This is a genomic window from Synechococcus sp. PCC 7335 (assembly GCF_000155595.1).
Classification (GTDB): domain Bacteria; phylum Cyanobacteriota; class Cyanobacteriia; order Phormidesmidales; family Phormidesmidaceae; genus Phormidesmis.
On record NZ_DS989904.1, the window covers coordinates 1,168,529 to 1,181,608 of the forward strand.

14 protein-coding genes and 1 tRNA gene are annotated in these 13,080 nt (G+C 49.0%); 8 read left to right on the plus strand and 7 right to left on the minus strand.

Annotation, left to right across the window (positions count from 1 at the left end; translation table 11 throughout):
* Window positions 1–261 precede the first annotated feature (261 nt).
* Entirely contained in the window at window positions 262–1,221 is a 960-nt protein-coding gene (gene lipA, locus S7335_RS05205) for a lipoyl synthase (RefSeq protein WP_006456407.1), read from the plus strand.
* A gap of 12 nt (window positions 1,222–1,233) precedes the next feature.
* Here the strand turns inward: lipA and S7335_RS05210 are convergent, their stop codons facing one another.
* On the minus strand, window positions 1,234–1,722 hold the full coding sequence (locus S7335_RS05210; RefSeq protein ID WP_038017142.1) for a DUF3122 domain-containing protein: 489 nt from the start codon (window positions 1,720–1,722) through the stop codon (window positions 1,234–1,236).
* A gap of 299 nt (window positions 1,723–2,021) precedes the next feature.
* Between S7335_RS05210 and S7335_RS05215 the strand changes: the two genes are divergently transcribed.
* Window positions 2,022–3,371 carry an MATE family efflux transporter gene (locus S7335_RS05215; protein ID WP_006455540.1) on the plus strand — a complete coding sequence of 450 codons (1,350 nt, stop codon included), beginning with the start codon at window positions 2,022–2,024 and terminating at the stop codon, window positions 3,369–3,371.
* A 288-nt stretch (window positions 3,372–3,659) separates the two neighbouring features.
* Here S7335_RS05215 and S7335_RS05220 read toward each other — a convergent pair whose 3' ends face one another.
* From S7335_RS05220 to moaC, 4 genes are all read right to left on the minus strand, one after another.
* A complete protein-coding gene (locus S7335_RS05220) occupies window positions 3,660–4,091 on the minus strand; it encodes a hypothetical protein (protein WP_006456503.1) in 432 nt (143 codons plus the stop codon).
* A 232-nt stretch (window positions 4,092–4,323) separates the two neighbouring features.
* Window positions 4,324–4,632: a DUF3181 family protein gene (locus tag S7335_RS05225; protein WP_006454803.1), complete on the minus strand. Its 309-nt coding sequence runs from the start codon at window positions 4,630–4,632 to the stop codon at window positions 4,324–4,326.
* A 68-nt stretch (window positions 4,633–4,700) separates the two neighbouring features.
* The gene (locus tag S7335_RS05230) at window positions 4,701–4,964 is read right to left on the minus strand and encodes a 2TM domain-containing protein (protein ID WP_006454386.1); all 264 of its coding nucleotides are present in this window, start codon (window positions 4,962–4,964) and stop codon (window positions 4,701–4,703) included.
* Between the two features lie 48 nt (window positions 4,965–5,012).
* Window positions 5,013–5,546, minus strand: a complete 534-nt coding sequence (gene moaC / locus S7335_RS05235; RefSeq protein ID WP_006456086.1) for a cyclic pyranopterin monophosphate synthase MoaC — start codon at window positions 5,544–5,546, stop codon at window positions 5,013–5,015.
* A gap of 68 nt (window positions 5,547–5,614) precedes the next feature.
* On the opposite strand from moaC, the gene S7335_RS05240 reads away from it, so the two are divergent.
* Window positions 5,615–5,688: transfer RNA gene (locus tag S7335_RS05240), tRNA-Arg, on the plus strand.
* 134 nt (window positions 5,689–5,822) lie between these two features.
* Here the strand turns inward: S7335_RS05240 and S7335_RS05245 are convergent.
* Entirely contained in the window at window positions 5,823–7,133 is a 1,311-nt protein-coding gene (locus tag S7335_RS05245) for an MFS transporter (protein ID WP_006457208.1), read from the minus strand.
* A 42-nt stretch (window positions 7,134–7,175) separates the two neighbouring features.
* Between S7335_RS05245 and S7335_RS05250 the strand changes: the two genes are divergently transcribed.
* Window positions 7,176–7,700, plus strand: a complete 525-nt coding sequence (locus S7335_RS05250) for a DUF1643 domain-containing protein (protein ID WP_038015682.1) — start codon at window positions 7,176–7,178, stop codon at window positions 7,698–7,700.
* On the opposite strand, the gene S7335_RS05255 is transcribed toward S7335_RS05250, so the two are convergent.
* On the minus strand, window positions 7,659–8,642 hold the full coding sequence (locus S7335_RS05255; protein ID WP_006454522.1) for an alpha/beta fold hydrolase: 984 nt from the start codon (window positions 8,640–8,642) through the stop codon (window positions 7,659–7,661). The genes S7335_RS05250 and S7335_RS05255 overlap by 42 nt on opposite strands.
* Window positions 8,643–8,752: 110 nt before the next feature.
* On the opposite strand from S7335_RS05255, the gene S7335_RS05260 reads away from it, so the two are divergent.
* The 4 genes from S7335_RS05260 to S7335_RS26650 all read left to right on the plus strand — a co-directional run bounded on the left by S7335_RS05260 (window position 8,753) and on the right by S7335_RS26650 (window position 12,900).
* On the plus strand, window positions 8,753–10,228 hold the full coding sequence (locus tag S7335_RS05260) for a hypothetical protein (RefSeq protein ID WP_006455891.1): 1,476 nt from the start codon (window positions 8,753–8,755) through the stop codon (window positions 10,226–10,228).
* A 307-nt stretch (window positions 10,229–10,535) separates the two neighbouring features.
* Window positions 10,536–11,000, plus strand: a complete 465-nt coding sequence (gene rimP / locus S7335_RS05265) for a ribosome maturation factor RimP (protein WP_006456125.1) — start codon at window positions 10,536–10,538, stop codon at window positions 10,998–11,000.
* A gap of 67 nt (window positions 11,001–11,067) precedes the next feature.
* Window positions 11,068–12,621, plus strand: coding sequence for a transcription termination factor NusA (gene nusA / locus S7335_RS05270; RefSeq protein WP_006454359.1), 1,554 nt, complete (start codon window positions 11,068–11,070; stop codon window positions 12,619–12,621).
* Complete coding sequence (locus S7335_RS26650; protein WP_071776908.1) at window positions 12,622–12,900, plus strand: YlxR family protein; 279 nt, start codon at window positions 12,622–12,624, stop codon at window positions 12,898–12,900. It begins immediately after the preceding gene.
* Window positions 12,901–13,080 lie beyond the last annotated feature (180 nt).

A 13,080-nucleotide genomic window follows, 5' to 3' on the forward strand; every position in this document is an offset into this window, starting at 1 on the left:
TTTTATCTGATGACTGTCAAGTTGACAACTAGCAAACTAATGCGTGTGCGAGGCGAGATCTCGTTTTCGTAACAAGTCGTTTTTGTAACAAGTTAAAATCTTCGCTTTAAGACCGCTTTAGTCCTAGTTTAAAGTTGCCCAGATTACCAGGTTGATAGAACAAAGCTAGAAAAGGGTTAGAGCGCAGCAAACATAAGAACGGGTTAGCGGGCGAAGTCGCTAGAATGTGTATGAGTTGTTAGTGGCAAGCTGTTTTACTTCATGTCTATGTCTCGCGATCGCACCTCTCCTGATCCGTTGCTAGAGATTCAATCGAGTGAAAGGCAATCTATGAGTAGACAGATGCGGTCTGAGATTCTAGCGATGCCGACTTGGCTGCGTCGACCGATCGGAAAGGCAAGCGATATATCCGCTGTGCAAAAGGTAGTAAAGCAGCGGCAAATTCACACAATTTGCGAGGAAGGACGTTGTCCAAATCGAGGTGAATGCTATGCCAATCAAACGGCGACTTTTTTGCTAATGGGGCCAACTTGCACCCGGAGCTGTGCGTTTTGCCAGGTGGATAAGGGGCATGTGCCAATGCCATTAGACCCAGACGAACCAATGAAGGTAGCAGAGTCTGTAAAGTTACTCGGTTTAAAGTATGCGGTCTTAACGGCAGTGGCCCGTGATGATCTAGCCGATGGCGGTGCTAGTTGGTTTGTCAAGACAATGGCTGCTATTCGTCAGCTGAATTCGCAAACAGAAATTGAGGTGTTGACTCCGGACTTTTGGGGAGGGCCTGATGCCCAAGTTCAACAGCGGCTGAGGGTAGAAAAGGTTGTAGCTGCTCGTCCAGCCTGTTTTAATCACAATATAGAGACCGTAAAGCGCTTGCAAGGACCGGTGCGAAGAGGTGCGAAGTACGAGCGATCGCTAGATGTCTTACGCTATGTGAAGGCCGCTGATTCTACTATTCCAACTAAATCAGGACTGATGGTAGGCCACGGTGAAACGCTATCAGAGCTCGTAGAGGCGATGGAAGATCTAAGGAGCGCGCAATGCGATCGTCTCACTATCGGTCAATATATGCGTCCATCTCTGGCTCATCTTCCGGTTCAAAAGTACTGGACGCCAGCAGAGTTTGAGCAGTTAGGTGCGATCGCTCGCGATTTAGGCTTCTCTCATGTTCGCTCTGGCCCACTCGTGCGTAGCTCATATCACGCGGGTGAACAGCCCTAGAAGAAATAAACCTCAGATAGCAGAAACGTCAGGAGCGAGTGCTGCTAGCTCTCGCCACTCGTGGACGGCAAACGGAGGAACCACTATCTCGGCGGTGCTACCGTCACCCAAAGTAATGTTCATTTGCAAAGGAATGTCGCCTGAAAGATCTGATAGAACTGTGGCAACATTGTACTGTCCTGCGTAGTCGGGTAATTCTGCGGTTTGACGATCTAACTCAGCGGTCGCTTGCCACTGCAAACTAGACCCGGTAGCAATCATGAGGGGTTTTTTGCTATCGACGGTGACCAGTCCTGGAAAGCCTACAAGTCTGAGGTAGAGTCCTTGTAGCTGCTCTGACTCGTATCGTTTGAAGAGGATGATTTGCCAAGACCGGTCAGTGCGATCGCGCAAACTCTGCTTCGAGCGAAAGGTTGTCTGTTCGGGTTTCTCGTTGTAAGTGTGCAATGAAGCTACAGGCAGAGAGATCACGGGCGGCGAGATCATAAGCAGTGAGATCATAGGCAGCGAGACTGTAGGCGAAGATGCCCTTGCAGATGTTGTAGGTAGCAGAAAGCAGCACAGCGAAAATACCAAAGCAACCAAGCGCCAAATCATTATAGGCATAGGAAAGAGGGCTGCTTTTAGTGTACAGCTCTCTTTTGAGCGACCTAGACTTCCGCTACTGCGATTCGATGGAAATCTACAGTCTGCTCATACAATTAGTTACTGTTCGATGATTTTAGATATCTTGTCATCAGCCATCACTAGCCTGAGTTGCCCATTCGCGTAGGGGAACGAACTAAAGGGAACTACCTATCTTGTTGTTTAACCACGCTCCGAGCTGGATTCGGCCATTTTGTAAGCTAGCGATCGCCAATACAACCTCTAGTTTGATGGTGCCGCTAGCAGGTCTGATTGATACCGCCTTTTTAGGGCATCTATCTGACGTTCGCTATTTAAATGGTGTGGCGCTAGCGTCGATCGTCTTCAACGTGATCTACTGGGGCTTCAACTTTTTCCGGATGGGAACGACGGGGCCGGTCGCTCAGGCAGCTGGTCGTAATGACAAATTGGACATTTGGCTGATTCTATGCCGAAATTCTCTGCTGGCTCTGGGTGCGGGCGTTGCTGTTTTACTGTTGCGACAGCCCATCGCAGAGATTGGATTCTACTTTTTGCAGATGAGCCCAGGCGTGAGAGACGCCGCGATCGCCTTCTTTAATGGTCGTATTGTTGGTGCGCCCGCTGTTCTAGTCAACTTTGTTCTATTGGGTTGGCTGCTAGGCCGTGGCCAAGGTGCTCAAGTTGTTTGGCTATCGGTAATCGGCAACGGTAGCAACATCGTCTTAGACTACTGGTTTATTCGCCAGTTAGGCTGGCAGAGCTATGGCGCAGGGTTGGCCACTGCGCTGAGTCAGTACGTAATGCTAGGGGTAGGGTGTGGCATCGTGATTGCTAGTAAAGTGCCCTGGCATTTGCTAGCGCAGATCAAAAAGAAACTGTGGCAACCAAAGGATTTGCGCCTGCTGTTTGGCTTGAACAGAGATATCTTGATTCGCACTTTTGCACTGGTATTAGCAATGTCAAGCTTCACTAACCTAAGCTCGGGATTAGGTGAGACAGTCCTTGGCGTCAACGCTTTGCTAATGCAAGTCGTCTTGATGTCTGCTCACTTTATGGACGGAATTGCACTCGCGGTAGAAAGCTACGCAGGTAGATTTTATGGACAAAGATCAGTTGATAATTTAATACGGCTGCTGTGGATAGGTGCAGGCGGAAGTGTATCTCTAGGCGTTGCGATCGCCTTAGCCCTAACCATCTGGCCTGTTCCATTCTTTAGCTTATTAACCAAACACGAGCATCTGCTTACCCAAATCCCCACTTCTGTGTTGTGGCTGATCCCCGTCTTGGGCTTCGGCGGTGTTGCCTTTACGCTAGACGGCTACTTTCTAGGACTCACCTTCGGGCGAACTTTACGCAATAGCACCCTAATAGCAGTACTAATCGGCTTCTTTCCCCTGGCGCTACTCGCTAGTTGGTTGAATAGCTCACAGTTGCTTTGGCTAGCTCTAACGATGCTAATGGTACTGCGCAGCGCAACCTTGATCCGTCAGGTGCCAATTGTAAATCAACAACTGTTGCTCCAAGCGCCTGAAGTAACTCACTAAAGGCATTTACAGAAAAACGGTTTAAAACAAAAACAGTGGCCTACCTAACTCGATAGACCACCGCTTTATACAAGTTGTTTCTCAGCAGCAGCAATCTTTCCTTAGCTCATCCATCTCATAAGCTCATCCATCTCATAAAAGCTGTTGCATCTGTCGTGCCAATTGCTAACCTAGACAAAAGTAGAAACGCACGCTTACTCTGTCTATATAAGTCTATATAACTAAATAGCCATACGACTCCTAACAGACAAAGCAGAGCATCCGGCTAGATTCACAAACGAAGCGTTACTACTTGCGAATGTCTTTCGCCATGTTACGGAACATATCCATATCGCTGCTTGCAGGCTTGCGACGAGCAGGCGCAGGAGTACTTTCAACAGCGGGTGCAGTGCTTTCAGCAGCAGGTGCAGTGCTTTCAGTCTTTGGTGCCACACTAGGAGTACTGAAAGAGCTGAAGGTGGCAGCAGGTTGCGAAGACGTCGAAAAATTGGTGTTGGCATCAATCACTTTCGCTGCTGTCGAAGAGATTTGCCTAACGCTCTCCATGTGCTCAGCCTGACCCTTCTTCTTGGCGAAGGTCCGCCTTACTGTTTTTGAAGAGCGCATATAGTCAATGTTGCCAAAGGTCTTAGCGTCATCATCATTAAGGTAATAAGCCTGCTTAGGCGCAGTATCGTCTTTAGGTGCGCTCTTACCAAACACAAATTCTAGAATTCCCATTGTTCTCCTAATTTCTGAAAGCGTTGAACTTCATGTGTACTTATACTAACTTTTATTTCGTTTATTAGAAAGACAAAAGTACGAATTTGTTATTCAAATGAGTCCCTACCAGAAAGACCTTCGACATCTACATTCGTTCGAGTGCGGTCGTTCAAACTGATCCATCGGCCAGATGTTCTAGTCGTTACTCCAGTAACTATCGCCGGTTTCTGAGAAAATGAAAGAAGACTACTTAGAGATTGCGCTGATAGTCTTCTAATAAATCAAGCAGATTGACTAAGCACTGCATCGGCAGTAGGTCGGCTAGAGCAACGGTTTTTCGTCCGCCACCTAGCTTAATTGGAATATCTGCAAGAATTTTGGTGACGTTATCTTCAGAGATATCGTCACTAGCTACCATCGGCATCAGTTTTTCTGCCAATGGCGTATGCAGCTTAGCCACGCCTAGATACAGGTGCCATTTAGCGATGTCCATATAGATATTTTCGCCAATTTCTGCGGCTAGTGCTTCGATATTTTCAGAGGCGTTAGGGGTAGCCATAAGCGTTCTGTGGATAAGGGATCGTTGTTCGATGGAGTTAGGTTACTTAGGTTTATCAGCCCGTTTTATCAGCTTTTAGATTGGTCAGCAGGTTGAGCTGAGTAGTCTGCAATGACAAAGAAGTAGATTGCGTGCGCGGCTAGTCCACAGGTCCAAACTAAGGAGATTGTTTTAGCTAGCGGTAGCGATCCGGGGTTTAAGGTGTTGAAAAATCCCATGCATGAGTTGACTGCCCCAAAGATGGCAAAATGCACCGCAAAGTTGATTCGGTCTTCTAGTTTTCTGTATTCAGGGTCGGCGCGGTCAGGTTTGCGGGGCCAGCGGGGAGGCATAAGCAGTGTGGTCTAGATAGGTTACTTCTATAGTATAAGGAGTAGGGATCAAGCGGGTGTGGGGGAAGCGGCTTGCCAATGCCCAGATTTGCCGCCAATTTTTTCGACTAGGTGAATATCACGAATGCACATGGATTTCTCTAGCGCTTTGGCCATGTCATACAGGGTAAGCGCTGCGACAGAAACGGCAGTTAGTGCTTCCATCTCAACACCCGTTTCGGACTTTGTTTTGACAGTGGCATAGATCTGATAGCCAGGTAGCTCGTCGTCTGGCTCGATAGTCACTTCTATTTTCTTAAGAGGCAGTGGATGACACAGCGGGATCAGTAGAGCGGTTTGCTTCGCTGCCATAATGCCTGCGAGCCTGGCGGTGCCGATAACGTCTCCCTTGGGCGCATTGCCTGATTGGATAGCTGCTAATGTCTTGGCCTGCATAGAAACCGAGCCGGTTGCCGTCGCCTGCCGGTCACTTGTTTGTTTGGTAGAGACATCTACCATCTGGGCTTGCCCCTGACGGTCTAGGTGGGTAAGCGTTGGGCTGTTCGTTGGCTTGGTATCTGGGTGAATGTCTGGATTTTGCATGGCGAAAACAATATGAATTTTGAGCCGCTAGGATGCACTAGTCTTGTGCTACTATTAAAACCCGATGTGGGCCTGTAGCTCAGTGGACTAGAGCACGTGGCTACGAACTACGGTGTCGGGAGTTCAAATCTCTCCAGGCTCGCTCATAGGAAAACGGCGATAGATTATTAAAAATCTATCGCCGTTTTTTTGTTCTTTAGGGATTGAAGCCTTCTACTGCTGATCTAGCACTCTTTTTTGCAAAGGGACTTGAAGGCGCTGACATGTCAGTATCTATCACTTGATAGCGTAAACATCACGTCCGCCGTTGAGTGCAAAACGAATGGAATGAGAAACATCCTTACTAGAGGTTGTGATGAAGATAATGAGACCCAGCAGGGTCATTGAGCTAGCGATCGCAAAGACAACGGCGTAGCTACCTGTGTAGTCGGCGACCCGTCCCATCAGCGGACCTGCCAAAGCAATGCCTAGATCAAAGCCGGTCATGCATAGACCAAAGGTAAGACCACGCTGGTTGGGTAGTGAGCGATCAGCCATTAGCGCCGCAATGATCGGGATTGTGGTGCCGCTGCCAGCACCTTGAAGCAAGCCTGCAAGGAGTAGGGTTTGCGTTCCACTCGATAACCATAAAGTGAACGTTGAAAGGCTGTAGCAGAGGATGCCTAGACTGATAAATCGCCCTCTGCCAAGCCGATCGCTCGCACTACCAGTGAACGCACGAATCGAAAAAGAGGCGATCGCACTGGCTGTGTAGATCAAGCCAATATTGAACCGCCATCCTTGCGACTGCACATACAGGGGCATGAAGGTCACGATTGATCCAAAAGAAATCCCTACCATCAGTAAGATCAGCGCTGGGACTCGAATGGGTGGGGTGAGCAGCAAACTCCAGAAAGGGGACGCTCTAGAGGCTTCATCGCGGTTGGTGGTACTTTTGGCCGGGATAGCGCTATCTAGCACCTCCCGGGAGGGCTCTTTAGCCGATAACACACAGAGCACTCCGATGCTTCCCATGCCGGTCATCGTCAAGAAGGCCAACGTGAAGCTCCCGGATAGATAGCCCCCTAACGCCGGACCTAGCGCTAAACCCACCGGATTAGCAAGGCTCATTGTGCTAATTAGCTCGCCTCGATGCTGAGGGGGGGCTAGATCAGCGACTGCTGCTGTGTAGGCTGTCGAGAATGCGGCGATGCTAAGGCCATGAAACATCCGAACTAATCCTAGTAGAACGGTGATGCTCTTTATCTGCCAGCCTAGAACGGGTAGTGTCCAAACTCCCTGTGGCAGTTGCCCCACTGCTAGGTATAGGACTGGAGCGATCGCAATCACTAAAACGCCGGTCAATAGCGCGGGCTTGCGGCCTACTTGGTCGGTCAATCTAGCCATGCGTGGCCGAAAGAACAGCAGTCCGACCGCAAAAGAGGCCATCACCCAACCAATTTCTTGGTTGCTAGCGCCAAAACTGCCAATGTATAGCGCCAGGTTAGGAATCATGCCTGCTAGTCCGCCCCAAAAGCACAGCGATGCACAAAAGAAGATAATTAGATTGCGTTGAAGCTCAGGTTCTAGCTTGCGAAATACGTTCAAGAGACTGCCCTATTGAATGGTCGAGGTGATCAGGATTGAAAGATGAGAGAATTCGCTAATGGTGATCTTGTCGAAAGGACAGCCATCTTTGATCAGACGGGTCAATATCGATATTGCTTAGGGAGACGATGGCAATCTGGGGGCAGCTCTGTTGCGTTTGTCATGCTAAATCCTAGCCAGGCGGATGCTAGCCGTGATGACCCAACGCTTAGAGCCTGCATGCAATTCGCTCAGCGCTGGGAGTATGCAGCGCTTGACGTTGTGAACTTGTTTGGCTATCGCACGCCGCATCCGACGAAGTTGAAGCAAGTGGACGATCCTATCGGTGATCAAAACGATCGCTATTTGCGACAGGCCGTCGAAGCGGCCGAGCGGGTGGTGTTAGCTTGGGGTAACTGGGGCTGTTTGTCAGGACGCGATCGCGCTATTTTGTCGCTATTAGCGCCCTACCGAGAGAAACTTACCTACCTACAGCTCAACCGCTCTGGTCAGCCGCGCCATCCGCTATACATCAAACGCAGCGTTCTACCTCAACGGTACCCAGTTTCCAGCCACCTGATTAGCTGAGCTGCCAATAACTTTTTGCATTACCCATTCGCTTAGCAGTGCGTTGACTTCTACAGGTGCATCATCATGAGGGCAATGACCCGCATTGATATGGTGCTCTTCTAGATTTGCGTAGTGCTTTTGAAACAATTCGCCTCGGCTGTAGGTGTTCATCCAGGGATCAGCATCTCCCCAGATCAGCAACAGCGGGCAGCTCATCTGGGAGAGCAAAACGTCTACATACTCGCCGCGCTCTGCTTTGAATAAAGCAGCGAATGCTGCAGGCGCTTCGGGATCAGTGGCCGGTCGATAGACATCTTCGACTAATTGCTCAGTTACTTCTTCTTTGTTGACATATACCTGCTCTAGCGTTCTACGGATATATGACTTTTTGCGGACAAACTGAAAAACGACCCAGCTAGGAAACGGTGAAAGAACGACGGTCTTGATGAGCTGTCCTATGGCTTCTCGAAAGGGATTAGGCGCTTGATCAAGCTGCTGTTCGCTAAAAGAGCCCACGCCGTTGAGCATACAGACGCCGACCACTTCTGCTGGGCAGGTTGCGCCCGTGTATAGGCTGCTGTAGCCCCCAATGGAGTTACCTGCAACGACGACAGGTCTGCCGATGATGTCTTTGATAAAAGTTGAGATCTGGTCTCGCCATAGCTGTGGACTGTAGCCGCTGCTGGGCTTAGATGAGCGGCCAAAGCCAATCAGGTCGAGCGCATACACCTCAAAGCGATCTTGCAGCCCAGAGATATTTTTCCTCCAATGGTCAGTAGACGCACCGAAGCCATGGATGAATAGTAGTGGGGGACGTTCCGGGTATTCGCTTCTAAGCGTTTCTCCAGCATGTACGTAATGAATTCTATAGCCAGACCAGGTCCAGTAGGCACCGTTACGTGCGGGTGGAACAACAAAAGGAATAGAGGGAGTAATAGGGTCAGGAGCGGTAGCAACCATGAGGACTGTAAAGAAAAGTAAATGTCTTTGTGTTTAGTCTATCGTGGTCAATAGAAGACCGCCGCATAGACCCTATTCTCCGGCCTTATTTCTATCTTTGGAGCGATCACATGACGCTATATCCGTTCAAACCTCGCCGCGCAAAAGTCAGCTCAACTGTTACTTGGTTTGAACGAGTAATGGCGGTGATCGCCCTAGTCAATCTTGGGTTAGTTCTATTCGATCTGAGCTATATCCGCTTTCGCGATTTGTACCTAAAGACGATGCCTCAAATTACGATCTGGTACGGAGAAACGCTAAAAGGTATCGAGCCAGAGCGAACAACGACAGGCTATCTAACAGTGGTTGATCAGCTATCAGCGCAGATCGCCAGTGTCGATACGCCCGCCGACCAGCTAAGGGTAGATAGGCTATTAGCACAGCTGCGAGAGCAAAGCGTCGCGATTATCGATGAGGATCCCTTTGCAGTTGCAAACAAGTCTGGCACTTTAGAACAGATCAAAAATGCAATGCGCGATCGCATGGATGAAGAATCATCTAAAGCTGCTTTCGCTGAATTTTGGCGTGCTGATTTAACCTCAACTAGTGGCTCCTATGAGGACTCAGGCTTAGCTGAAAACATTGTCTTTTTCGATGAAGAGATCAGGCCGCTGATGGAGACTAACTACTATCGCGGTATCAACGAACGTGGGAATCCTACCGACTTATTCTGGCGAATAGACATCTGGTTTATGGCTCTGTTCGCCGCTGAATTTTTAGCTCGAACCTATGTCCTGAGTCGTCGTCGTTTAGGGACTAGCTGGCTAGATGCCATGCTATGGCGGATCTATGACTTACCGATGTTTCTAGGCTTTTGGCGTTGGCTGCGTGTTATCCCTACCACCGTGCGACTTCACCGAGCGCGCTGGATAAATCTAGAACCTGTTCGCAATCGCATTAGCCGCGCAATCGTGAGTCAGTTTGCAGTAGAACTAACCGAAATCGTTCTACTACGGGTAATTGATCAAGTGCAAAGACTCATCCGTGATGGTGACATCAGTCGCTGGATTTTAGCAGCTACTGACCGCAGTCAATATGTTGACATCAATGGCATCGATGAAGTCCAAACCATTGCCAAGCGCCTATCTGACGTAGTGGTTTATCAGGTCTTGCCAAAGATAAAGCCAGAGCTAGACGCGCTTTTGCAGCATAGCGTGATCAGCGCCCTACATCAGGCTCCGGCCTATCAAGGGCTAAAGGCAATGCCGGGATTCAAGGGGTTTGCTACCCAAATTTCTGGACAGATAGTCGCTGAGCTTTCTAGAACCTTAAACTCAGCTTTGCAAAGCGCCTTTGCCGATCAGAAAGGGGGAGAGTTGACTAACAAATTAGTCGCTAGCTTTGGTAGTAATTTGCGTAGTGAGCTACAGCGCGAAGAAACGCTAGAAGAGATTCGCATGTTGGTTTCAGACTTATTAGAAGAAATAAAAATTAACTACGTAGATAAAATTGCCGCTGAAGATGTAGAGCAATTAGAGGAGTCTCGCTATCGCGTGTATGAGGTCTCAAGGCGATCACGACGTCCTATTCCTCCCGCTTCCATGTAACTACTGCTCTGTAACATTACTGAGGATAAACTTGATAGGTCGTAGGTACTAGAACTGTATCTTTACGCTATCCATAGGTTAGACTGTATCTTACGCAGTTTCTACGTGCGGTTTGATAGGTATCATGCCAAAACAATTAACTGCTGCAGATTGAGTTGACGCTTAGTTAATGCTTGATCTGCCCTAATTCGTCTGGTCTGTTCGGACCGCTGCGAAAAGTGGGAGCTTCTTTAGAGAGAAGCCCGCTTTTTTTATTGGTTGTTTTTTGATTGTTCTTCCCTAGGATTTTTGTTCTCTGGGCCGTTTTATGACGCATCCTTTAATTCCTCAGGTACTTGAGCTGGCTGCCCCTGTTGCCGACAGGGTTGGTTTAGAAATTGTCGACGCGGTCTTTCAAACCAACCAAAGCCCGCCTGTTTTGCGCTTAGATGTCCGCAATCCGACTCAAGAAGATACTGGCTTAAACGACTGCGAACGGCTGAGTATCGCGCTAACCGAGGCGCTAGATGAGTCCAATTTGATTCCAGATGCCTACGTACTCGAAGTGTCTAGTCCAGGTGTCTCTGATGTCCTATCGAGCGATCGCGACTTCAAAGTCTTTAAAGGATTCCCTGTCGAAGTCCGACTTAGCGAACCTTACAAAAGCAAACAAATCTGGCGAGGTAGTCTCATCGGTCGTGACGATGACAAGCTTACTCTCAATCTAAAGGGCAGACCTGTCAAAATCCCTCAAGCGCTGGTCCAATCTGTTCAACTGAGTACTGAAGAATAAGTGTACTGAAGAACAACCATACTGAAAAAGCCTAAACTCATTCCCTGACAATTAAGGAGAAACGCCTATGTCCATGGTCGCCTTGCCCGGTTTACAAGCGATGATCGATGGGATCAGCCAGGAACGTAATCTACCCAAAAGCGCCGTCGAGATGGCCCTTCAAGAAGCTCTGTTGAAAGGCTACGAACGCTACCGCCGCACCCAGAGAATAGATGGCCAGTTCGACGAAGAATATTTCGATAACTTCTATGTAGAACTTGATACCGACGACGAGGGTTTTCGGGTTCTGGCTAACAAAACCATCGTTGAGGCTGTCGAAAATTCCGATCACCAAATCGGCTTAGCCGAGGTCCAACAGGTCGCTCCTGAAGCGCTTGCTGGCGATACGGTTGTTTTAGACGTAACGCCTGAGCAAAATGACTTTGGCCGCATGGCCGCGATTCAAACTAAGCAGGTACTCGCTCAAAAGCTACGAGACCAGCAGCGCCGTCTTATCCAAGAAGAATTTCAAGATCTAGAAGGCTCTATTTTGAATGCTAGAGTGCTGAGGTTTGAACGGCAATCTGTAATCATGGCCGTTAGTAGCGGTATAGGCCAGCCTGATACAGAAGCTGAATTGCTCAAGCGCGACCAGTTACCTAACGATAATTACCGTGCCAACGCTACTTTTCGGGTTGCGCTCAAAAGGGTCTCAGAAGGGTCTCATCGAGGACCGCAACTGCTGGTATCTAGATCGGATGCCAGTTTGGTCGTTGAACTATTTTCTAACGAGGTCCCTGAGATTGAAGACGAAATTGTTCGCATCGTCGCTGTCGCGCGTGAGGCAAATCCACCTTCTCGCTCAGTGGGTCCTCGCACGAAGATCGCTGTTGACACCGCAGAAAGTGATGTCGATCCGGTAGGCGCCTGTATTGGTGCAAGGGGATCTCGAATTCAAGTCGTCGTCAACGAGCTGCGCGGTGAGAAGATTGATGTGATCCGCTGGTCGCCCGATCCTTCTACCTATATTTCCAATGCGCTAAGTCCAGCGCGTGTGGATGAAGTTCGTTTGATGGATTCCGAGGGCCGTCAAGCCCATGTGCTAGTCCCCGAAGACCAGTTGAGTTTGGCGATTGGTAAAGAAGGGCAGAACGTTCGCCTAGCAGCGCGGCTAACCGGCTGGAAAATAGATATCAAGGATTCGGCTAAGTATGACTACGAAGCCGAAAACCAAAAGATGTCAGAAATTACTGAAGCGAGAAGACTAGCGGCCGAAGAAGCCGAAAGACTAGCGGCCGAAGAAGCGGCCGAAATCGCAGAGGCGGAAGAGTGGAGAGCGAAAGCCAGAGCGGTCGCAGAAGAGAAGCAGCTAGTGGCCGAAGCCGCTGAAGCCGGAATCAGCGTAGAAGAGCTAAGAGCAGTTCGAGCAGTGACGCAGGCTGCAGAGGAAGCGGCCCTAGCAGAAGCGGCCGAGGCAACTGCGGCTGATTATGAAGCGGCTGGGTATGAAAGTGATGGTCTATACGATGAACAGACAGAGATGGCGAGCGCTGAAGAGCCTACCGCCGAAGAGCCTTTCGACGTCGCAGACGCTACCGTGCTAGAGACAACTGCTGAGGGCGCTGATGCTGAAGAAGAATAAATGGCAGGGAAAAACCACCGACTGTGCGTGAGCTGTCGACAAACGGCTCACCGCGACCAGCTATGGCGAGTAGTCCGTACCTACCCCCATCGTAAAGTACAATTAGACTATGGAATAGGACGCTCTGCTTATCTTTGTCCTAATGCTAATTGTCTTAGCATGGCAAAAAAGAAAAATGGGTTAGCCAAAGCACTAAGAACGGCAGTGCCATCCGAAATCTATCAGATATTAGAAGCTAGACTACAAAGTCAATCAGCAAACATAACTTCCGAGTTCTGATATCTGAGTGAAAATAGCCCACATTACAGAGCGTATTGATTAGAATAAGTGCTCATCGATTAAGTACGAGAGCATGAGTCAATGTGCATTGCTGTATTAAAGTTATAGAACAGCAACCGCTTTACTTTATGCTTAAGGGCCAAGCGTGTTGATTCGATAAGGGCAAAAGGTCTTATGTAA